20 protein-coding genes are annotated in these 22,258 nt (G+C 67.2%); 17 read left to right on the forward strand and 3 right to left on the reverse strand.

From position 1 onward, the window contains the following. Window positions 1-23: 23 nt before the first annotated feature. From LXE91_RS27900 to LXE91_RS27980, 17 genes are all read left to right on the forward strand, one after another. Window positions 24-1,121, forward strand: a complete 1,098-nt coding sequence (locus tag LXE91_RS27900) for an efflux RND transporter periplasmic adaptor subunit (RefSeq protein ID WP_371295959.1) — start codon at window positions 24-26, stop codon at window positions 1,119-1,121. Further along, window positions 1,118-4,204, forward strand: a complete 3,087-nt coding sequence (locus LXE91_RS27905; RefSeq protein WP_039354322.1) for an efflux RND transporter permease subunit — start codon at window positions 1,118-1,120, stop codon at window positions 4,202-4,204. The genes LXE91_RS27900 and LXE91_RS27905 overlap by 4 nt, the downstream gene beginning before the upstream one ends. Window positions 4,205-4,251: 47 nt before the next feature. Then, window positions 4,252-5,733 (forward strand): efflux transporter outer membrane subunit, encoded by a 1,482-nt coding sequence (locus LXE91_RS27910; protein ID WP_039354673.1) that lies wholly within the window; start codon window positions 4,252-4,254, stop codon window positions 5,731-5,733. Between the two features lie 331 nt (window positions 5,734-6,064). Then, window positions 6,065-6,874 carry an enoyl-ACP reductase FabI gene (gene fabI, locus LXE91_RS27915; RefSeq protein WP_321199986.1) on the forward strand — a complete coding sequence of 270 codons (810 nt, stop codon included), beginning with the start codon at window positions 6,065-6,067 and terminating at the stop codon, window positions 6,872-6,874. Between the two features lie 61 nt (window positions 6,875-6,935). Then, window positions 6,936-9,284, forward strand: coding sequence for a DUF3141 domain-containing protein (locus tag LXE91_RS27920; RefSeq protein ID WP_039354324.1), 2,349 nt, complete (start codon window positions 6,936-6,938; stop codon window positions 9,282-9,284). A gap of 19 nt (window positions 9,285-9,303) precedes the next feature. Then, window positions 9,304-10,242 (forward strand): phosphate acetyltransferase, encoded by a 939-nt coding sequence (locus tag LXE91_RS27925; RefSeq protein ID WP_039354326.1) that lies wholly within the window; start codon window positions 9,304-9,306, stop codon window positions 10,240-10,242. Between the two features lie 4 nt (window positions 10,243-10,246). Further along, window positions 10,247-11,425: an acetate/propionate family kinase gene (locus LXE91_RS27930; protein WP_039354678.1), complete on the forward strand. Its 1,179-nt coding sequence runs from the start codon at window positions 10,247-10,249 to the stop codon at window positions 11,423-11,425. Window positions 11,426-11,458: 33 nt separating this feature from the next. After that, the gene (locus LXE91_RS27935) at window positions 11,459-11,713 is read left to right on the forward strand and encodes a hypothetical protein (RefSeq protein WP_039354328.1); all 255 of its coding nucleotides are present in this window, start codon (window positions 11,459-11,461) and stop codon (window positions 11,711-11,713) included. 270 nt (window positions 11,714-11,983) lie between these two features. Beyond that, entirely contained in the window at window positions 11,984-13,027 is a 1,044-nt protein-coding gene (locus tag LXE91_RS27940; RefSeq protein ID WP_039354330.1) for an alpha/beta fold hydrolase, read from the forward strand. Next, a complete protein-coding gene (locus LXE91_RS27945; protein WP_039354332.1) occupies window positions 13,027-13,569 on the forward strand; it encodes a cytochrome P460 family protein in 543 nt (180 codons plus the stop codon). Before LXE91_RS27940 ends, LXE91_RS27945 begins: the two co-directional genes overlap by 1 nt. A gap of 300 nt (window positions 13,570-13,869) precedes the next feature. Beyond that, entirely contained in the window at window positions 13,870-14,214 is a 345-nt protein-coding gene (locus LXE91_RS27950) for a DUF4148 domain-containing protein (protein WP_039354334.1), read from the forward strand. An 84-nt stretch (window positions 14,215-14,298) separates the two neighbouring features. Continuing rightward, on the forward strand, window positions 14,299-15,090 hold the full coding sequence (locus LXE91_RS27955) for an alpha/beta fold hydrolase (protein ID WP_039354681.1): 792 nt from the start codon (window positions 14,299-14,301) through the stop codon (window positions 15,088-15,090). A 529-nt stretch (window positions 15,091-15,619) separates the two neighbouring features. Then, window positions 15,620-16,090: a rhodanese-like domain-containing protein gene (locus tag LXE91_RS27960; RefSeq protein WP_039354335.1), complete on the forward strand. Its 471-nt coding sequence runs from the start codon at window positions 15,620-15,622 to the stop codon at window positions 16,088-16,090. A gap of 28 nt (window positions 16,091-16,118) precedes the next feature. Further along, window positions 16,119-17,057, forward strand: coding sequence for a serine O-acetyltransferase EpsC (epsC, locus tag LXE91_RS27965; protein WP_039354337.1), 939 nt, complete (start codon window positions 16,119-16,121; stop codon window positions 17,055-17,057). A gap of 8 nt (window positions 17,058-17,065) precedes the next feature. Continuing rightward, on the forward strand, window positions 17,066-17,287 hold the full coding sequence (locus LXE91_RS27970) for a helix-turn-helix domain-containing protein (protein ID WP_039354339.1): 222 nt from the start codon (window positions 17,066-17,068) through the stop codon (window positions 17,285-17,287). 138 nt (window positions 17,288-17,425) lie between these two features. Then, window positions 17,426-18,358, forward strand: a complete 933-nt coding sequence (locus tag LXE91_RS27975; protein WP_031398343.1) for a family 2A encapsulin nanocompartment shell protein — start codon at window positions 17,426-17,428, stop codon at window positions 18,356-18,358. Further along, a complete protein-coding gene (locus LXE91_RS27980; RefSeq protein WP_039354342.1) occupies window positions 18,333-20,333 on the forward strand; it encodes a family 2A encapsulin nanocompartment cargo protein cysteine desulfurase in 2,001 nt (666 codons plus the stop codon). Before LXE91_RS27975 ends, LXE91_RS27980 begins: the two co-directional genes overlap by 26 nt. A gap of 56 nt (window positions 20,334-20,389) precedes the next feature. On the opposite strand, the gene LXE91_RS27985 is transcribed toward LXE91_RS27980, so the two are convergent. The 3 genes from LXE91_RS27985 to LXE91_RS27995 form a co-directional block, all read right to left on the reverse strand. Then, window positions 20,390-21,283: an amino acid kinase family protein gene (locus tag LXE91_RS27985; RefSeq protein ID WP_039354344.1), complete on the reverse strand. Its 894-nt coding sequence runs from the start codon at window positions 21,281-21,283 to the stop codon at window positions 20,390-20,392. Window positions 21,284-21,342: 59 nt separating this feature from the next. After that, window positions 21,343-21,864 carry a PTS sugar transporter subunit IIA gene (locus LXE91_RS27990; protein WP_052760170.1) on the reverse strand — a complete coding sequence of 174 codons (522 nt, stop codon included), beginning with the start codon at window positions 21,862-21,864 and terminating at the stop codon, window positions 21,343-21,345. A gap of 132 nt (window positions 21,865-21,996) precedes the next feature. Continuing rightward, window positions 21,997-22,215, reverse strand: coding sequence for a hypothetical protein (locus LXE91_RS27995; protein ID WP_220497336.1), 219 nt, complete (start codon window positions 22,213-22,215; stop codon window positions 21,997-21,999). Window positions 22,216-22,258: the final 43 nt, after the last annotated feature.

The raw sequence follows: 22,258 nt of genomic DNA on the forward strand, positions 1-22,258 counted from the left end.
ACTGATTCATTGGGGAGATATCGGTGAGACGCTCAATGTTTTTTACCGCGGGCGCGTTGATCGTCCTGTTTGGCGCGTTGTTCCTGTGGCGCACGGAACGTGTATCGGCTGCCGACCGGCCTGCGGCGCCACCGGCGCCGTTGCCGGTCGAAACCGTCGTCGTGAACCCGGAGGCGACGGCGCCCACGCTCGACGCGGTCGGCTCGCTCGAGGCGGTCCGTCAGGTGACCATCGCGCCGGAAGTCGCGGGGCGCATCGTCGGCATCCAGTTCGTCGCGGGCTCGCGCGTGAGTGCCGGGCAAACACTCGTGCAGCTTTACGATGCGCCCGAGCAGGCGAAGCTCGCCGGGCTGCAGGCGAAGGCCGACTATACGCGCCGGCAGTTCGCACGCGCCGAGCAGCTCGTGCCGAACGGCGCCGAGCCGAAGGCGACATTCGACGCACGCCGCTATGAACTCGACGCCGCGCGCGCCGATATCCGCGAGACCCAGGCGGTCATTACGCAGAAGTTGATCCGCGCGCCGTTCTCCGGCGTGATCGGCCTGCGCCGCGTGAACCTCGGCCAGTACCTGAACCCGGGCGACGCGATCGCGACGCTCACGGATCTCGACGTGTTGTACGCGAACTTCACGGTGCCGCAGAAGGCGTTGAGCCGCGTGGCGCTCGGCCAGACCGTGCGCGTGACGGCGGATGCGTATCCGGGCCGGACGTTCGAAGGGCGCGTGACCGCGATCGAGCCGCAGGTCGGCGACGAGACCCGCAACATCACCGTGCAGGCCACGGTGGCCAATTCCGGCCAGTTGCTGCGCCCGGGGATGTATATCGACGCGCATCTGGCGCTGCCGGGTCGCGACGCGGTGATCAGCGTGCCCGATACCGCGGTGCAGACCTCGCAGGCGGGCGACACCGTGGTCGTGGTCGAGCAGCGCGACGGGCGCGGTGTCGGCGTGGCGCGCGTGCGCCAGGTGCGGACCGGCGCGCGCGAGCGTGGCCGCATCGTCATCGACGACGGGCTGCGCGCCGGCGACGTGGTCGTGACGACCGGGCAGTTGCGCGTCGCGCCGGGCGCGAAGGTGCAGGCGCAGGCCGATGCGTCCACGCAACGGGAGACGGTGCGATGAGCCAGACCACGCAAGGCGCGCGTTTCACCGACATCTTCGTGCGGCGGCCGGTGCTGTCGCTCGTGTGCAGCCTGCTGATCCTGCTGGTGGGCCTGCGCTCGCTCGGCGCGCTGCCGGTGCGCCAGTATCCGATGCTGGAGAGCGCGACGATCAGCGTCGAGACGGCCTATCCCGGTGCGTCGCAGGCGTTGATGCAGGGTTTCGTGACGACGCCGATCGCGCAGTCGATCGCGACGGCGGACGGCATCGAGTACCTGACCTCCACGTCCACGCAGGGCAAGAGCGTCGTGAAGGCGCGGCTGCGCCTGAATGCGAACGCCGACCGCGCGATGACGGAAATCATGGCGAAGGTGCAGGAGGTCAAGTACAAGATGCCCGAGGGCGCGTACGACTCCGTGATCACCAAGCTGACCGACGCGCCCACCGCCGTCATGTATCTGGGCTTCTCGAGCGATACGTTGTCGATCCCCGAGATCACCGATTACGTGGTGCGGGTGGCGCAGCCGCTGGTCACCACGGTGCCGGGCGTCGCGTCGGCCGACATCGTCGGCGGCCAGAACCTCGCGATGCGGGTCTGGCTCGACGCGTCGCGGCTTGCCGCGCACGGGCTGTCGGCCGCCGATGTGTCGGCCGCGCTGAAGGCGAACAACGTGCAGGCCGCGCCGGGGCAGTTGAAGGGCGCGCTGACCGTCGCCGACATTTCCGCGAACACCGACCTGACCGACGTCGGTGCGTTCGGCAACCTCGTCGTGAAATCGGATGCGAACGGCAGTTTCGTGCGGTTGCGCGACGTCGCGACGATCGAGCTGGGGGGCCAGCAATACAACGCGAGCGCGCTGATGAACGGGCACCGCGCCGTCAACATCGCGATCAACGCGACGCCGTCGGGCAACCCGCTCGACATCGTGCGCGGCGTACAGGCGCTGCTGCCGACGATGGAGCGCAGCAAGCCGGCCAGCATCAGGATCGGCGACGTGTTCGACGTCGCGCGCTTCGTCAACGCGTCGATCGACGAGGTGCGCGAGACGATCATCGAGGCGATCGCGATCGTCGTGGTCGTGATCTTCCTGTTCCTCGGTTCGTTCCGCGCGGTCGTGATCCCGGTCGTGACGATTCCGCTCGCGCTGGTCGGCTCCGCCGCGCTGATGCTGGCCGCCGGTTTCTCGCTGAACCTGCTCACGCTGCTCGCGATGGTGCTGGCGATCGGGCTGGTGGTCGACGACGCGATCGTCGTCGTCGAGAACATTCACCGGCACATCGAATCCGGCGAGCCGCCCGCGCGCGCGGCGTTGCTCGGCGCGCGCGAGATCGCGTCGCCGGTGATCGTGATGACCATCACGCTCATTGCCGTGTATGCGCCGATCGGGCTGATGGGCGGGCTGACCGGCTCGTTGTTCCGCGAATTCGCGTTCACGCTCGCGGGGGCGGTGTGCGTGTCCGCGGTGATCGCGCTGACGCTTTCGCCGATGCTGAGCTCGCTGCTGCTCGACAGCCGGATGTCGGAGGGGCGCGTCGCGCGGGCGATCGAACATACGCTGTCGCGCGTCACGCACGGGTACCGGCGCCTGCTGCACGCGAGCCTCGGCGCGCGGCCGGCGGTGCTGGTGTTCGGCGCGGGCGTGCTGCTCGGCATCGGCGTGCTGTTCAGCGGCGTGAAGCGCGAACTGGCGCCGCAGGAGGACCAGGGCTCGATCATGCTGCAGGTGAAGGCGCCGCAGTATGCGAACCTCGACTATCTCGAACGCTACGCGCCGCAGATCGAGAAGGTGTTCCGCTCGCTGCCGGAAGCGGATACGAGCTTCGTGCTGAATGGCGTCGGCGGGGCCAATCTCGGCTTTGCCGGCGTGAACCTCGTCGACTGGTCGAAGCGCACACGCGGTGCGGCCGACCTGCAGGCGCTCGTGCAGGCGCGTGCGAACGCGATCGCGGGCGACCAGGTGTTCACGTTCCTGCTGCCGTCGCTGCCCGCGTCGAGCGGCGGCCTGCCGATCCAGATGGTGCTGCGCGCGCCCGCGGACTTCAAGGACATCTTCGCGACGATGGACAAGCTGAAGGCTGCCGCGTCGAAGAGCGGGCTGTTCGCGGTGGTCGACAGCGACCTGACGTTCGACAGCCGCGCGGTCGGCGTGACGATCGACCGCAACCAGGCGAATGCGCTCGGCGTGACGATGAAGGACATCGCCGATACGCTCGCCGTGCTCGTGGGCGAGAACTACGTGAACCGCTTCGACCACAACGGCCGCTCGTACGACGTGATTCCGCAGGTCGCGCGCGCGGAGCGCCTGTCGTCCGAGATGCTGAACCGCTACTACGTGAAAACGCGCGGCGGCAAGATGGTGGCGCTGTCGACCGTCGTGCGCGTGTCGAACGGCAGCCAGGCGAACGCGCTCACCCAGTTCAACCAGCTGAACTCGGCGACATTGTCGGCGGTGGCCGCGCCCGGCGTGACGATGGGGCAGGCGGTCGAGTTTCTGCAGAAGCAGCCGCTGCCGGCCGGATACGACATCGACTGGCTCGGCGAATCGCGGCAATACGTGCAGGAGGGCAACCGGCTGACGGTCACGTTCGTGTTCGCGCTCGTCGTCATCTTCCTGGTGCTTGCCGCCCAGTTCGAGAGCCTGCGCGATCCGCTCGTGATCCTCGTGTCGGTGCCGCTGTCGGTGTGCGGCGCGCTGGTGCCGCTGTACCTCGGCTTCGCGACGCTGAACATCTATACGCAGATCGGGCTCGTTACGCTGATCGGCCTGATTTCGAAGCACGGGATCCTGATGGTGAGCTTCGCGAACGAACTGCAACGCACGCAGCATCTCGACCGGCGCGCGGCGATCGAGCACGCGGCCGCGGTACGGCTGCGGCCGATCCTGATGACGACGGCCGCGATGGTCGCCGGGCTCGTGCCGCTGATTTTCGCGCGCGGCGCGGGCGCGGCCAGCCGCTTCGCGATCGGGATCACGGTCTCGACCGGGATGCTGGTCGGTACGCTGTTCACGCTGTTCGTGTTGCCGACCGTGTACACGCTGATCGCGAAACGCCATCGCGAGGCGGCGACCAGCGAGCGCGCCCGCGTGCTGGAGGCCGTATGAGCATGCAATCTGATACGCGCGCCGCGGCGGTGCGCAACGGGAGCAACATGAGTCGAATTCGCCTCGCGGCCGTTGCGGCGGCCGCGCTCTTCGCGACGGGCTGCACGATGGCGCCGCGCTACACGCGGCCCGACGCACCGGTGGCGCAGGCGTTCCCGTCCGGTGGCGTCTATTCGACGCAGCCGGGCGCGGCAGCGGGTGCGCGCAGCGCGAACGGCCAGGCGGCAACCACCGTCGGCTGGCGCGAATTCTTCGCCGATCCGCGCCTGCAGCGGCTGATCGAGATCGCGCTGACGAACAATCGCGATCTGCGTGTGGCAGTGCTGAATATCGAGGCCGCGCGGGCGCAGTACCAGATCACGCGAGCGGGGCTGTTCCCGACGCTCGACGGCGTGGGGACGGGCGACATCCAGCGCTATCCGCAGGGTGTTTCGCCTACTCAACAGGCGACCATCTCGCGCACCTACAACGTCGGGCTTTCGGCGTCGTGGGAGCTCGACCTGTTCGGTCGCGTGCAGAGCCTGAAGGACCAGGCGCTTGCGCAGTACCTGTCGACCGCGTATGCACGGCAGGCGTCGGAGATCTCGCTGGTGTCGCAGGTGGCCGACCAGTACCTGACGCTGCTGTCGACCGACGACCTGCTGAAGATCACGGAGAACACGCTGAAGACGGCGCGGGCGTCGTACGACCTGACGAAGCTGCAGTTCGACAATGGCACCGGCACGGAACTCGACCTGCGCCAGGCGCAGACGGTGGTCGAGCAGGCGCTCGCGAACCAGCAGGCACAGGCGCGCGCTCGCGCTCAGGCGCTGAATGCGCTGGTGCTGCTGGTTGGCGAACCGCTGCCGGATGACCTGCCCGCAGGCATGCCGCTCGACGCGCAGAACCTGCTGCCGGACGTGCCGGCCGGTTTGCCGTCGGATTTGCTGACGCGTCGCCCCGACGTGATGCAGGCCGAGCAGGCGCTGCTGGCTGCGAACGCGAACATCGGCGCGGCGCGTGCGGCGTTCTTCCCGAAGATCTCGCTGACCGCCGCGTTCGGCACGGCGAGCCCGACGTTGGGCGGCCTGTTCAAGGCCGGCACGGCGGCATGGTCGTTCGCGCCGAACATCGCGCTGCCGATCTTCGAGGGCGGGAAGAACATCGCGAACCTCGGTCTGGCAAACGTGCAGAAGCGCATCGAGATCGCGAACTACGAGAAGGCGATCCAGTCGGCATTCCGCGAAGTGTCGGACGGCCTGGCCGCACGCGGTACGTACGACCGGCAGATTGCCGCGCTCGAGCGCAACGCGCACGCGCAGCAGCGCCGCTTCGACCTGTCGGACCTGCGCTACAAGAGCGGTGCCGACAGCTATCTGTCGGTGTTGACCGCACAAACCGACCTGTACACGGCGCAGCAGTCTCTGATCAATGCACGTCTGGCGCGCTGGACGAACCTGGTCAACCTGTACCGGGCGCTGGGGGGCGGATGGATCCAGCGTAGCGGTGAGACGCCGCGTCCGGCGGATCAGCTGATCGCATCCAGATAGGTGGAGATGCTCGACGAACGCGGGCCGCTGCAGTCAGGCGGCTTGCGTTCGTTTCTGCTTGATGGCGAAAACAGTGGCTACTCGATTGCTCCCTGAAGAAGCAACACGCGTTTCCGCACGCGATGGAATGACAAGACGATGAAACGCGTCCTTGTTTATCGAAACATTCCATCGTAATTATCTGATTCAAAAGCGATTTTGATAAAAATCAAGACTATGTCGCTTGATTGATCGGATGTAATGCAACCGTCAATACAATGATTCGCGGCGGAAAGACCAATCGGCCTTTTCATAGTTTCGCCCGGTGAAAAAAACGATCCGAGGTTTCGCGATGACGAATGACGACGTGCGCCGGCCGCGCGCGCCTGGCACTGGCATGCGGCCGCTCGAAGGCAAAAGAGGAATCGTCGTCGGCCTGGCGAACGAGCAGAGCATCGCCTGGGGATGTGCGCGCGCCTTTCACGCGGCGGGGGCCGAGCTGGCCGTGACCTGGCAATCCGACCGCGCGTTGCCGTACGTCGAGCCGCTGCTGGAGCAACTGAAGCCGGCGATCGCGATGCCGCTCGATGTCAGCCGGGCGGACCAGATGCGCGAAGTGTTCGACACGATCGGCGAGCAGTGGGGCGGCCTCGATTTTCTGTTGCATGCCGTGGCCTTCGCACCCAGGGCCGACCTGCACGGGCGGGTCGTCGACAGTTCGCCGGAAGGGTTCGCACTCGCGATGGATACCTCCTGCCACTCGTTCGTCAGGATGGCGAAGCTTGCCGAGCCGTTGATGACCGCCGATGGCTGCCTGATGGCAATGACCTATATCGGCGCCGACCAGGTCATCGCCGAGTACGGCGTGATGGGGCCGGTCAAGGCGGCGCTGGAGGCCACCGTTCGCTATCTGGCCGTCGAACTGGGGCCGGCAGGCATCCGCGTGCATGCGGTGTCGCCCGGTGCATTGCCCACGCGCGCGGCCTCCGGGCTGCCGAACTTCGATCACCTGCTTGACGACACCGCACGGCGTGCGCCATTGCGCCGGCCGCTCGACATCGACGACGTCGGCGCGCTGTGCACCTTTCTCGCCAGCGATGCCGCACGCGCGATGACCGGCGGCGTTCACTACATCGATGCCGGGATGCACGTGCTCGGCTGACGCGAGACGGCCGCTCCCGGAATGTTTCGAGATTCACCTTGCCCCTCTGGAGGACAGTGTTATGGATGCTGCCACGCAACTGGCGCGCAGTCATGAGATCGCCGCGGAGATTGTCCACGTCCTGCAAAAGCGCACGCAGCACGCGCTGGAGCAGTACGGAAAGCGGTTGAGCGAAGCATTCGACGGCAGCGACAGCCTTGGTCACGACCCGGGCGCCGACCCCTTCGCTACGCCGTTTTCGCCGCTTGGCGCATGGCATTACGCGGTCGACGCCGTACAGCGCTCGCTGCTGTTTTGGGACACGCTGCGCGAGCGCGGCACGCAATACGTCGAGCGTGCGGCCCAGGGGCTCGCGCCGGTGCTTCACTTCGACTATGACGTCGTCCTCGACGGCCGGCAGTTCGAGCGGCCCGTCAATTACGCGCTCGTTCATATCCGGCCGCCGGAGGGCGTGATCGTCGACGCCGCCAGGCGGCCCTACCTGATCATCGATCCGCGCGCGGGGCACGGCCCCGGCATCGGCGGCTTCAAGGACGATTCTCAGGTCGGCGTGGCGTTGCGCGCGGGGCATCCGGTGTACTTCATCGTGTTCTTCCAGGAGCCCGAGCCCGGCCAGACGCTGCTCGACGTGTGCGCGGCGGAACAGGTGTTCGTCCGGAAGGTGCGGGAGCGGCATCCGGACAGCCTCAAGCCGGCCATCGTCGGCAACTGCCAGGGCGGCTGGGCCGCGATGATGCTCGCAAGCTCGTCGGCGGACGATACGGGCCCGATCGTGATCAACGGTGCGCCGATGTCGTACTGGAGCGGCGCGTGGAGCGACGGGCCCGGCGACAATCCGATGCGCTATGCCGGCGGGCTGCTCGGCGGCACCTGGCTCGCGTCGTTCTCGTCGGACCTCGGCAACGGCAAGTTCGACGGCGCGTATCTCGTTCAGAACTTCGAGAACCTGAACCCGGCGAACACGTTGTGGGACAAGTATTACCACGTGTACGACAACATCGACACCGAGCAGCCGCGCTTCCTCGAGTTCGAGCGCTGGTGGGGCGGCTACTACCTGATGAACCGCGAAGAGATCGAATGGATCACGCGCAACCTGTTCATCGGCAACAAGCTCTGGTCCGGCGAGGTGCGGGACGGAGCGGGCAACGCGTTCGACCTGCGCAAGATCCGCTCGCCGATCATCCTGTTCGCGTCGATGGGCGACAACATCACGCCGCCGCAGCAGGCGTTCAACTGGGTCGCCGACATCTACGGCAGCACGGAGGAGATCAAGTCGCGCGGGCAGGTGATCATCGGGTTGATGGAGGAGGATGTCGGGCATCTCGGCATCTTCGTGTCGGGCAAGGTCGCGAAGAAGGAGCACGCGCAGATCGTCAGCGTGCTGGATGCCGTCGAAACGCTGCCGCCCGGCCTCTATGCGATGTCGATCGAGGAAGTGAAAGGCGCCGACGGCAAGGTCGGTTACGACGTCACCTTTGCCGAGCACCGTCTCGAAGAGATCGCGCAATATTTCAACCGCTTCGGGCGCAAGGACGAACAGGCGTTCGAGGCCGTCGCCGAGCTGTCCGAATTCACGCAGCGCGCGTATGAACTGTTCATGCAGCCGTTCGTGCAGCAGGCATCGAACGAAACCACGGCGCGCCTGCTGCGCGATTGTCATCCGCTGCGCTTTCAGCGCTGGGCGTTTTCGGATCTGAACCCGTGGCTTGGCTGGCTGAAGCCGGCCGCCGACACGGTCAAGGCGAACCGCCAGCCGGCCGGCGATATCGAGCCGTGGCGCAAGCTCGAACGCCGCGGTTCGGATGTCGTCAGCGCGTCGCTCGATTTTTTCCGTGCGATGCGCGATGCGGGCACCGAGTCGCTGTTCTTCACGCTGTACACGCAGCCTTTCATGCTTCATTTCGCGGAACGGTATCGCGACCATCATGCCGCTTCGCCGGTGGCGGCGGACCCGCGCGACCTGCCGTTCGTGAAGGACGCGCTGGCGTCGATCGACCGGGGCGGCTACACCGAAGCGGTTGCGCGCGCAGCGTTTCTGCTCGAGCGCAGCGGCGAACCGTTTCCGCTGGCACAGCTTGCGACCGAGCGCGAACTCGCCGAAACCTACGCCGAGTATCTGCCGGACCTGCCGCCCGACCAGTGGCGGCGCATCTACGGCGAGCAGGAAATCATCGCGACTTACGCGCGGCAGCAGGCCGTCGCCACGCTGCCGGCGCTGCTGGCCCGGCCGGAGGACCGCCAGCGGCTGCTGACGTTGCTGGACAAGCTGCTGGGCGATCCGCGAGTGCAAAGCACGTCGGTGAGCGAGCAACAGTGGGCGGCGCTGCAACGCATCCGCGCGGTGCTGGGTGCACCGCCCGCGACGCGGCCGGCCATGGGGCCGGTAGCGGCCCTCGAACGTGTGCAGTGACGGACAGCCAGGAACCACGATGGAAAACAGACACGAGAAATATCTCCGCCTCATCGAACACTGCCGGACGCTCGCGCCGATGCCGACGGCCGTCGCGCACCCGTGCGATCGAAGCTCGCTCGAGGGCGCACTGGAGGCGGCGCGCAAGGGGCTCATCGAGCCGATCCTGGTCGGCCCGCGTGCCCGTATCGAAGCGACCGCCGCGGAGGCCGGGCTGTCGATCATCGATCACGAGATCGTCGATGCGCCGTACAGCGAGGCGTCGGCGGCAGCGGCGGTGCGGCTCGTCCGCGACGGGCGGGCGGCCGCGCTGATGAAGGGCAGCCTGCATACCGACGAGCTCATGGCCGAAGTGGTGCGTCACGATGCCGGATTGCGCACGGGCCGGCGCATCAGCCATTGCTTCGTCATGGACGTGCCCGCCCATGCCGATCCGCTCATCGTGACCGACGCGGCGATCAATATCGCGCCGACGCTCGAGGAAAAGGTCGACATCCTGCAGAACGCGATCGATCTCGCCCATGCGCTTGAATTTGCGCAGGTGCGCGTGGCGATCCTGTCGGCGATGGAGACGGTCAACCCGAAAGTGCCGTCGACGCTCGAAGCCGCCGCGCTGTGCAAGATGGTGGATCGGCGGCAGATCACTGGCGCGCTCGTCGACGGCCCGCTTGCGCTCGACAACGCGATCGATCCCGAGGCCGCGCGCATCAAGCAGATCGACTCGCCGGTGGCCGGGCATGCGAACGTGCTGATGGTGCCCGACCTCGAAGCCGGCAACATGCTCGCCAAGAGCCTGTCGTTCCTGGCCGGCGCGGACGCCGCAGGGATCGTGCTCGGTGCGCGCGTGCCGATCATCCTGACGAGTCGCGCCGATTCGCTGATCACCCGGCTCGCTTCATGCGCGGTCGCGATGCTCGTCGCGAATGCGCAGCGCGAAGCGGCCGGGCGCGCGGGGTGATGCCATGGCAGACGTGATTCTGGTGTTGAATGCCGGCTCTTCGAGCATCAAGTTTTCCGCATTCGACGTGCAGGGCGACACGCTCGGGCTGATCGTGCACGGCCAGGTCGATGGGCTTTACACGGCCACCGTGCACTTCAGCGCCGTCGACCATCACGCGGAACGTCACGAGCAGCAATGGGCCGGCGGCGACACGTTCGGCCATCAGGAAGGGCTCGAGCAGATCGCCGCGTTCCTGGAGGCTCACCAGGAAGGGCATCGTCTTGCGGCGGTGGGCCATCGCGTCGTGCATGGCGGGCAACGCTTCAGCGGCCCGGTGCGCGTCACGCCCGAGATCGTGGCCGAGCTGGAAAAGCTCACGCCGCTCGCGCCGTTGCATCAGCCTCACAACCTGACGCCGATCCGCATCCTCGAAGCGGTGCAGCCCGGTATCGAGCAGGTGGCCTGCTTCGACACGGCATTCCACTGCACGCAGCCCGCGGTGACCCAGGCGTTCGCGCTGCCCGAGTCGATCACCAGCCGGGGCGTGCGCCGCTACGGCTTTCATGGGCTCTCGTACGAGTACATCGCAAGCGTGCTGCCTGACGTCGCGCCACAGGCAGCGCGCGGGCGCACGGTCGTCGCCCACCTCGGCAACGGCGCGAGCATGTGCGCGCTCGTGGCGGGCAAGAGTGTCGCGAGCACGATGGGGTTCACCGCCGTCGACGGGCTGCCGATGGGCACGCGCTGCGGCAACCTGGACCCGGGTGTCGTGCTGTTCCTGATGGATGAACTCGGGATGGACGTGCGCGCCGTCGAGGATCTGATCTATCGGCGTTCCGGGTTGCTCGGGGTGTCCGGCCTGTCGAGCGACATGCGCACGCTGCTCGCGAGCGACGATCCGCACGCGCGCTTCGCGATCGAGCTGTACATCTATCGCATCGCGCGCGAACTTGGGTCACTCGCCGCCGCGATGGAAGGCATCGACGCCATCGTCTTCACGGCGGGGATCGGCGAGCACGCAGCGGCGATTCGCGAAGGGGTGATGCGCCGTGCGGCGTGGCTCGGCGTCGAGATCGACGTCGACGCCAACAACTCTGGCGGGCCGCTGGTCACGACGGCGTCGAGTCGTGTACCGGTGTGGGTGATCCCGACCAACGAGGAATGGATGATCGCGCAACATACGCGCCGGCTGATCCGGTGACGAGCGGGCGAACGTACAAGAAAAGGAGCCGCCATGGCCGAACTACTGCTGATCAACGTCGAAGAACACGCAGGCGACGACGAAGTCGGCGCGTTCCTGAAACGGCACGGATTCCCGCTGTTCGATTCGATCGAGCGCGTGCCGGCCGGGATTGGCGCCCCCATCGCATTGCTCAGGTTCAATACGCTGTCGTCGGTGGCGATCTACACGCTGCGCGAACGGATCGACCGCATATCGTGGCGGGGGCGGTCGATTCGTGCGCACATCCTGCCGGATCGGAAGGTGTGAGCGGCTTCTCGCGGCAGCGAGGTTGAAGGCGGGAATGCGGGCCGACTCCCCCGCAGACAGGCATCTCCAGCACGATTTTTGAATCGTCGTGTGTCGTGTACGCACACAGATACGTTGGGATACAAAGCCTCGGGATGGAACGGATATAAATCCGGTGAAGCGATTCACACGGCAGCGCAGAGCCGGCGCCGCCGCGGAGAACGCCGATTCCCGAGTGCCCGCACGTGCCGTGGGCCCCCAACCTTCGCGATCGACAATGGAGAACGAGTCATGCCTGAAACCGTGAACACCCGCCGCCGCCTGATCCTCGGTACGACGCTCGCAAGCCTGAGCCTCGCCGACCTCGGCTTCAGCGCCCTGGCGCATGCGCAGTCGGCGCCCGATGCCCCGCCTGCGAAGCGCACGGCCGGCGTCGCGTCGCTGGGCACGATCCATCAGATCGACGCGGGCGTGCTCAACGTCGGGTATGCGGACCTCGGGCCGAAGAACGGCCCCGTCGTGTTCCTGCTGCACGGCTGGCCGTACGATATCTACAGCTACGCGGAAGTCGCGCCGCTGCTCGTCGCGGCCGGCTATCGCGTGATCGTGCCGTACCTGCGCGGCTACGGGTCGACGACGTTCCGCTCGGCCGATACGGTGCGCAACGGCCAGCAGGCCGTGACAGCCGTCGACATCGTCGCGCTGATGGATGCGCTGAAGATCGACCGCGCGGTGTTCGGCGGCTACGACTGGGGCGCGCGCACGGCCGACATCATCGCGGCGCTGTGGCCGCAGCGCGTGAAGGCGCTGGTATCGGTGAGCGGTTACCTGATCGGCAGCCAGGAGGCGAATCGCAAGCCGCTTCCACCGCAGGCCGAGTTCCAGTGGTGGTATCAGTTCTACTTCACGACCGAGCGCGGCGAACTCGGCTACACGCAGAATCGCGATGCGTTCAACAAGCTGATCTGGCAGCTCGCGTCGCCGAAATGGCAGTTCTCCGACGAAACCTATGCTCGCACGGCCGCGTCGTTCCAGAACCCCGATCACGTGGCCGTCGTGATCCACAACTATCGCTGGCGCCTCGGGCTCGCGAAGGGCGAGGCGCAGTACGACGACATCGAGCGCCGCCTCGCGGCCGGGCCGGCGATCACGGTGCCGACGATCACGATGGAGGGCGACGCGAACGGCGCGCCGCATCCGGCGCCGGCCGCGTACGCGAAGAAGTTCACCGGCAAGTACCAGCACCGCACGATCACCGGCGGCATCGGCCACAACCTGCCGCAGGAAGCGCCGCAGGCGTTTGCGGATGCGATCCTGCAAGTGGAGCACCTGTGATGCGGGCGCACGTGGGGGTGGTGCGCCGCGGCATGCGACGCACGTTCGTCGCGGGCGTGCTGCTGGCCGGCGCGTGGTCGGCCAGCGGTCCGGCCGCATTCGCGGAGCAGCCGAAGCCGGCCGCTGCCGCTTCGCCGATCTATGGCGTGACGATCCCACCCGGCTACCGGAAGTGGGAAATGGTCGCGCCGGCCGAGGAAGCCGCACCGCTCGATGAGCTGCGTGTGGTGCTCGGCAACCCCGTCGCGATCCGCGCGCTCGAACAGGCGACGCTGCCGTTCCCGGACGGCACGATCCTCGTGAAGCTCGCGTACAAGCGCAAGCAATCCGACGAGCTTCCTAGTGCCACGGTGCCGGGCCACGCGACGACCGTGCAGGTGATGGTGAAGGACTCGCGCCGCTATGCGTCGACAGGCGGCTGGGGTTTCGGGCGCTTCATCAACGGCGTGCCGGCCGACATCGGCCAGCATCAGACGTGTTTTGCGTGCCATCAGGCGCGTGTGAAGAACCACGATTACGTGTTCACGCGGCTTGCGCCGTGACGTGCGTGGTTTGATGGGATCAACGGAAAGGCGTGCCGTGCGTGGCGCGCCTTTTTTCATGGTGAATCGGTTTGGGACGCTATCAGCAGACGGGGCCGTGAGCGGTGCGGCAGCCCGGTTTGTATCGCACTGTATCTGCGGCCGTTCCTGAAAAACTGGCATGCAGAAAGCCCCGGTTTCGGAAACATGGCAGATACGTGCGCGGGTTCTACTGTCGACATGCAGGAAACGTTCGATGCCAGACGAACTGGATCGGATGCCGAATGATCGACTGACCCACCTCTCTCAAGGAGAACCCTCATGAAAGCCGCTCGAATCCTCGCTGTCGCCGTCCTCGCCGTCGCACCCGCCCTGTCGTTTGCCGATACCGGCCACGGCCTCACGCGCGCCGACGTGCGCGCCGATCTCGTCCGCCTGGAGAAGGCCGGCTACAACCCGGCCAGCAGCGAAGCGAACTACCCGAACGATATCGCGGCCGCAGAGAACGCCGTCGCCGCGCAGCAGGTCGCGCGTTCCGACCAGAACGGCCCGTCGAAATCGCAAGGCGACAATGTCGCCGATGCGTCGACGCCGGCCGGCCATCGCGACGCGTCCCAATCGCGTTCCGCACGGAATGCCGCCGACGACCTGTACGCGCATTCGTGATGTGCTGCCGCGCTTGCCGCAGGCGGGCGCGGTCACCATTGCAGCACTTCCCGTGAAAAACACAATAGAGCAAGGAGCATGACGATGTCCGGTTTGGTGAAACGCGTTCTGGTATCCGCCGCAGTGGTCGGCGGACTGTTCGGTGCGGTCGCGGCGCAGGCCGCGCCGAAAGAAGATCTGAAGGGCACGAACGTCGTGCTCGTGCACGGCGCGTTCGCCGACGGGTCGAGCTGGAACCGCGTGATTCCGCTGCTCGAGGCGCGCGGGCTGCACGTGGTGTCGGTGCAGAATCCGCTGAGCTCGCTCGCCGACGATGCGGCCGCGACGAAGCGCACGGTGGACGCGCAGAAGGGGCCGGTCGTGCTGGTCGGCCATTCGTGGGCCGGCGTCGTGATCAGCGAGGCGGGCAACGACGACAAGGTGAAGTCGCTCGTGTACGTCGCCGCGTTCGCGCCCGACAACGGCCAGTCGATCGCCGACGTCACGCAGGGGCTGCCGGCGCCCGCGTGGGCCGGCGAGCTGCGCAAGGACGCGGGCGGTTTCGCCACGCTGTCGGACAAGGCGATCGCACAGGATTTCGCGCCGGACCTGCCGCCCGCGCGGCAGCGCCTCGTTGCGGCAACCCAGGGGCCGTGGTATGGCGGTTGCATCTCGGAGAAGGTCACGCAGGCCGCGTGGCATGCGAAGCCGTCGACGTTCGTCGTCACGACGCAGGACAAGATGATCGACCCGGCGCTGCAGGAAGCGATGGCGAAGCGGATCGGTGCGACGGTCACGCGCGTGAACGGCAGCCATGTGTCGATGCTGAGCCAGCCGAAGGCCGTGGCCGACGCGATCATCGCGGCGGCCGAACGCGCGAAGCAGGATCAGCAGTGAGTGAACGCGGCGCCGCGCGTTCTCGTCGTCGATGAGGCGCAGCGGCGCCAGTGTTTGTGATGTCTTTCCATCAGGATTGCAGGAGCAGCTCTGGCTCGGTGATGGATTCGACGCATTGACGAGCGCGGTCGTGAAAGATGGCGATCCGGGTGCGGCTGCCGTCGTCGAGGCCGTGCGCAGCAAGGTGCGCGCGCTGCCCGCGCGCCCGCGCATGCACCCCGTTTCGGATTCCATTGCAACGCGCCGCACGCCGCGGCGATCGCCTCCCGCGATACCTTTCAAAAACCTTCGATGCTCGACATCGAACGGTCACCCATCTCCCGTCCCGCTCCCCGGCGACCCGGCCCCGATAGCGCACGTCTGCTATTGCATTCCCCGTGCCGCTGATTAGGAAATGAATTTTTATTGGTTCAGCTTGCCCGGCCGCAATCGCATAGTGGCGTTGACGGCTATAGACAGCACGCAAGCTGCAACGGCCGAATTCCCGGTGTTTTTTGATCATACGAATCAACGAAAACAAGGAAGTGTCATGACGGTTGCATTGGAAGAACGAACCGCTGCGCAGCAGGCGCTCGAAGACACGCGCGCGGCGGCAGCAGCGGCCGGCACGCCCTACGCGGGCGGCGTCGCGCCGGACGTGGCGTGGGCGCTGTTCGCCGCCGGCGACGCATTGCTGGTGGACGTGCGCACCGCCGAGGAGCGGAAATTCGTCGGCCACGTGCCGGAGTCGCTGCACGTGCCGTGGGCGACGGGCACGAGCCTGACGCGCAACCCGCGCTTCGTGCGCGAACTGGAAGCGAAGACCGGCAAGGACGCCGTCGTGCTGTTGCTGTGCCGCAGCGGCAACCGCTCGGCGCAGGCGGCCGAGGCGGCGACGAAGGGCGGCTTTACGCAGGTATTCAACGTGCTCGAAGGGTTCGAGGGCGACCTCGACGAGCGGCAGCATCGCGGCGGCAGCAATGGCTGGCGTTTTCGCGGCCTGCCGTGGGCGCAGGACTGATTCACGGCCGTTACGGGGAGAAAGCAGCATGGCCGCATTCGACATCGACGACATCGTTCAATCGCTGCAGACCGTGCGCCGCGCATGGCGCGAGAAGCAGCGGCGCTCGCTCGAACCGGGCGGGCGCGACCTACCGGCGCGCGAGGCACTCGCGCAGATCATCGGCGCGCTGAAAGGCGTGCTGTTCCCGATGCGGCTCGGGCCGCCCGACCTGCGCCAGGAGAGCGAGAACTTCCACGTGGCCCATGCGCTCGACGCGGCGCTGAATGCGCTGCTCGCACAGGTGAAGCTGGAATTGCGCTACGCGGCGCGGCAGCGCAACGCCGACGGGCCGGTCGACAACGTCGACGAAGTGGCGTCGACGGCGGTGCAGGCGTTTGCCGCGCGCTTGCCCGAGATTCGCCGGCTGCTCGACAGCGACGTGCTGGCCGCGTTCCACGGCGACCCGGCGGCCGGCAGCGTCGACGAAGTGCTGCTGTGCTACCCGGGCATCCTCGCGATGATCCACCACCGGCTCGCGCACGAACTGTACGGGCTCGGCTTGCCGCTGCTCGCACGGATCATCGCCGAGCAGGCGCACGCGGAGACGGGCATCGACATTCATCCGGGCGCGCGCATCGGCGCGGGCTTCTTCATCGATCACGGCACGGGTGTCGTGATCGGCGAGACGGCGATCATCGGCGAGCGCGTGCGCGTGTACCAGGCCGTCACGCTCGGCGCGAAGCGCTTTCCGCGCGACGCGGCCGGCCATCTGGAGAAGGGGCTCGCCCGCCATCCGATCGTCGAGGACGACGTGGTGATCTATGCCGGCGCAACGATCCTCGGTCGCGTGACGATCGGGCGCGGCGCGGTGATCGGCGGCAACGTGTGGCTCACGCAGGACGTGCCGGCCGGCGAGAACATCACGCAGGCCGTGCTGCGCAGCGAAGCGAACGCCGCGCCGCGCACGGCCGCGCGCGTCGCATAGGAGGCGCGATGAGCGACCTCATCCATCACTTCGGCGCCAATGTGCGCAAGCTGCGCGAAGCACGCACGTGGTCGCAGGAGCAACTGGCCGAGCATGCGGGGCTGAACCGCTCGTATATCGGCGAGATCGAGCGCGGCGAGGCGATCGCGTCGATCGTCACCGCCGACAAGATCGCCCGCGCATTCGACGTGTCGATCTCGACGCTGCTGCCGGGTGCGTACGTCACCTGACGCCTCCTCTTTTCGTTTCCCTTTCGGTTGCACGCGACCTGACGGCTATAGCATGTTGAGCCGGCAGGTGCGTGCTTCCGATAATCACTGAGCGTCATAAGCAATCCCGTTTTTCATCTAAAGAACCCGGAGCCACACATGTCGACCGTTGCAAGCGGCACGGCTGCGCTGAGCGATCACGCCGCCCGCCAACTAGCGAACGCTACCAAGACCGTCCCCCAGCTTTCCACGATCACGCCGCGCTGGCTGACCCACCTGCTGCAATGGGTGCCGGTCGAGGCCGGCATCTACCGGCTGAACCAGGTGAAGAACCCGGAAGCCGTGCGCGCCGCGTGCACACAGCTCGAGGACGAAAGCGTGCTGCCGCAGACCTTCGTGCCGTACGAGGAACAGCCGCGCGAGTATTTCCTGAACGCGGTGAGCACGGTGCTCGACGTGCATACGCGGATCTCCGATCTTTACAGCAGCCCGCACGACCAGATCAAGGAACAGCTGCGCCTGACGATCGAGACGATCAAGGAGTTGCAGGAAAGCCAGCTGATCAACAACCCCGACTACGGGCTGCTGGCCAACGTGACCGACGAGCAGCGGATCTTCCCGCTGACGGGCGCGCCGACGCCGGACGATCTCGACGAGCTGCTGACCAAGGTGTGGAAGGAACCCGCGTTCTTCCTCACGCACCCGCTCGCGATCGCCGCGTTCGGCCGCGAATGCACGCGGCGCGGCGTGCCGCCGCCGACGGTAAGCCTGTTCGGCTCGCAGTTCATCACGTGGCGCGGCATTCCGCTGATCCCGTCGGACAAGGTGCCGGTGGCGGACGGCAAGACCAAGATCCTGCTGCTGCGCGTCGGCGACAAGCGCCAGGGTGTGGTCGGCCTGTATCAGCCGGGCGTCGCGGGCGAACAGGGCCCGGGCCTGTCGGTGCGCTTCATGGGGATCAACAACCAGGCGATCGCGTCGTACCTGATCTCGTTGTATTGCTCGCTCGCGGTCCATTCGCCGGATGCGCTGGCTGTCCTCGATGACGTCGAAATCGCCAAGTACCATGACTATCCCGACACCTACCGTTAATCCCGGCCTGGCCGGCGGCGACGCGCATGCGTTGCCGCACGCGCCGCTGCCGGCCGGCTTGCCCGACCCGGCGACGCTTGCGCGGCTCGCGTCCGAGTTCTTCGCGACGCCGCCGGGGCAAGCCACCGCGCCCGATCTGTCGGCGGGCAGCGGGGCGGTCGGCGGCGTGCCGTCGGCGTTGCCGGCTGCCGCGCCGATCCTTGCGTCGGTCAGCAACCCGGTACCGGGCGGCTCGCCGCTCGCGGGGCCGGGCGGCGCGGGCACCGGCGTGCCGGGTCTCGCGCTCCCGCAAGGAAAGGTGCCCGGTGCGAATCTCGCGCCGTCCGCGCCGACGCACGTGCTGTCGCTCGGCAACCGCGCACCCGCGCTCGCGCCGCATGCGGCCGCGCAGAACGGGCTGCCCGACAACGTCGTGTCGATCGCGCCGGCGCTGGAGCCGCGCGTCGGCGGCGCGGCGCTCGGCGTGCCGCCCGTGAATGCGCCGGCACCGGAAGGCGCGGCGAAGGCGTCGCCGTACTACTTCACCGACGGCTCGCTGCAAGGCTGGCAGGGGACGCCGCAGGACATCGTCGTGCCGTCGAATGGCCTCGCGTCGCCGGAAGCGTTCGGGTTGCCGGGCGACGACGCGCTGCGCGCGCTGCTCGCCGTGCAGCGCGACGTGCCGGTGTCGCGTGCGTCGGGCGCCGACGTGCCGCGCTACTTCATCGACGACACGCACGCAGCCGAGCCGCAAGGCCAGCTGTATCGCGGTGCACACCCGCCGTTCGACGTGAACGCGATCCGCCGCGATTTCCCGATCCTGCAGGAGCGCGTGAACGGCAAGCAGCTCGTGTGGTTCGACAATGCAGCGACGACGCACAAGCCGCAGGCCGTGATCGATCGGCTCGCGTATTTCTACGCACACGAGAACTCGAACATTCACCGCGCGGCCCATGCGCTGGCCGGCCGCGCGACGGATGCGTACGAGCATGCGCGGGAAACGGTGCAGCGCTTCATCGGCGCATCGTCGCCCGACGAAATCGTGTTCGTGCGCGGCACGACCGAGGCGATCAATTTGATCGCGAAGTCGTGGGGCGTGCAGAACGTCGGCGAAGGCGACGAGATCATCGTATCGAATCTCGAGCACCACGCGAACATCGTGCCGTGGCAGCAGCTTGCCGCGCTCAAGGGCGCGAAGCTGCGCGTGATTCCGGTCGACGATTCGGGGCAGGTGCTGCTCGACGAATACCGGAAGCTGCTCAACGACCGCACGAAGATCGTGTCCGTCACGCAGGTGTCGAACGCGCTCGGCACGGTCGTGCCGGTGAAGGAGATCGTCGAGCTCGCGCATCGTGCCGGTGCGAAGGCGCTCGTCGACGGCGCGCAGTCGATCTCGCACATGCGTGTGGACGTGCAGGCCCTCGACGCGGATTTCTTCGTGTTCTCCGGGCACAAGATCTACGGGCCGACCGGGATCGGCGTCGTGTACGGCAAGCGCGCGATCCTCGACGACATGCCGCCGTGGCAGGGTGGCGGCAACATGATCGCGGACGTGACGTTCGAGCGCACGGTGTTCCAGCCGCCGCCGAACCGGTTCGAGGCCGGCACCGGCAACATCGCGGATGCGGTGGGGCTCGGCGCCGCGCTCGACTACGTGAACCGGGTCGGCATCGAGAACATCGCGCGCTACGAGCACGACCTGCTCGCGTATGCGACGAGCGTGCTCGCGCCGGTGCCGGGCGTGCGGCTCGTCGGCACGGCCCGCGACAAGGCGAGCGTGCTGTCGTTCGTGCTGAAGGGCTATGAGACCGAGGAAGTCGGGCAGGCGCTGAACGAAGAGGGCATCGCGGTGCGCTCGGGGCATCACTGCGCGCAGCCGATCCTGCGTCGCTTCGGGCTCGAGGCCACGGTGCGGCCGTCGCTCGCGTTCTACAACACGTGCGACGAAGTCGATGCGCTGGTGCGTGTCGTGCGGCGGCTTGCCGCGCGGCGCTGACGCCATTCGCTTGCGGCGGCCCGGGTGGGTCGCCGCAAGTGCTTACACTACAAAATTCAGAACCGCACGACCTGCTTCTGCTCGACGCTGAAGCCGTCGCGCAGCACACTCGCCGAATCCGCGAAGTAGCGGCGGGTTTCCGCCAGCAGGTCGGTGTTGCCGCGCCGACAGAACACGACCCCCGATCCTTCCTCCGTCAGCAGTTCGTCGATCAGCGATTCGGGTTGCCCGATATCGGCGAGATGAACGTTCTGCACGCCGTGTGCGAGCGCATCGAGCGCTTCCCGCACGCAAGGCGCTGCGGTTGCGGCCGGATGCTCGGCAAGCCATTGCTCGAGTTCCGTGATGCCATAGAGCCCGGCGAGCTCGCCGAGTTCGCGCAGCAGCGCGCTGTCGACCATCATCACCAGCGTGACGGCGCCGGCGCGCTGCGCGAAGAGGCTGCCGAGCCGTTCCGCACGCAGCAGGTGATCACGGCCTGCGTCGTCCGGGGCGATCGGCATCACGACGGGCACCAGCCCGTTCTCGAGAAGCGCGTTCAGCGCCGTGCCGTCGAAGCGGGCGACCGCGCGCGTGTCGGAGCGGTCGGAATCGGTGCTCGCCACCAGCAGGCCGCCGTCGTGGCCGTCGATGCCGATCGCCTTGGCGCCGTGACTGCCGATCAGGCGCACCAGTTCATGATTGATGCCCGCCATCGCCGCGTGAACGGCGTGGACCGATTGCGTGCCGGATGCGGCCGGTATGCCCTGCACGACGATCGGGCGAACGCCGGTGAGTGCGAGCAGCGCGACATCCTGCGCGAATGCGTGGCGGGTGCGTGCGTCGCTCGCGGCGCCGCCTTCGACGATGACGACGGTCTGCCCGTGCAGGGCCTGCATGAACGGCAGCGAGCGCGCGAGGCCGGCTACGCGGCGCGACGTCAGGGTGGGACTTTCAGGGTCTGGGAACATGGGAGTCCGAGTGGATGAATGGAGTGCGTGTTGCCGCACGACGCGGCATCAAGACGGCATCAATACGTGCGTTGCATCAGCTGGTGAATCTCGTCGGGCGTCAGCGCGTCGCGCGACGCCTGCCGGAACGGGCGTTCGCTGAAACAGCGCGCCGCGTCGGCGAGCAGTTCGAGGTGCGCGCGGTTGTCTTCCCGCGGCAGGGCCAGCACGATGAATTCGCGCACGGGCTTGCGATCCGGTGCATTGAAGGGGAACGGATACTGCGCGCGAACGAACAGCGCGATGGCCGAGCGGAGGCCGGCGACACGCGCATGCGGAATCGCGACGCCCTGGCCGAGGCCGGTCGAGCCGAGTTGCTCGCGCTTCGTCAGTTCGGTCCTGATCCGTTCCGCGGATACGCCGCTGCTGCGCTCGATATGTCGCGCGACGAGGTCGAACAACTGGATCGCGCTTTCGACCGGTACGTCGAGCAGGATGTTGTCCGGCGGGCAGGCGTCGGCCAGCCGGGTCGCGAGCGGTGCGCCGCCGCGTCGGTAGGGAAGGTCGGGTTGGCCGCCGGCGGCGGCCTGCTGCGTTTGCATGCGGATCTCTCCGTGTCGGGATGACAGGGAAATCCTAGACAAAACCGCGTAAAGACGGTGTTAGATACGCGCGGGCCCGGCATCAAAATTGTGTATCGATCGCCGATGGAACCGGGCCCGGCACCTTCCGCTTCAGGTACCCGACAGCACGAACGGCAGCGTCGTCAGCAGAAACACCGAAATGCCGACCACCGGCGCGCCGAACGCGATCGCCGTGAACGCAACCGCGGCACTCGTCAGCACGAGCGTTCTCGACACCCGTCGGTGCCGGTCGTGTGCAGCCGCCCTGTCAGTGCGGATTGCATCGGTCCGCGCACCGATCACGTGTTTCCAGAACGTCAGGCCAAGCATGATTGCTCCTGTATGAAAGTTGACCGGGGCTGGGCGCGCGAGG

This window comes from Burkholderia contaminans (genome assembly GCF_029633825.1).
Lineage (GTDB): Bacteria > Pseudomonadota > Gammaproteobacteria > Burkholderiales > Burkholderiaceae > Burkholderia > Burkholderia contaminans.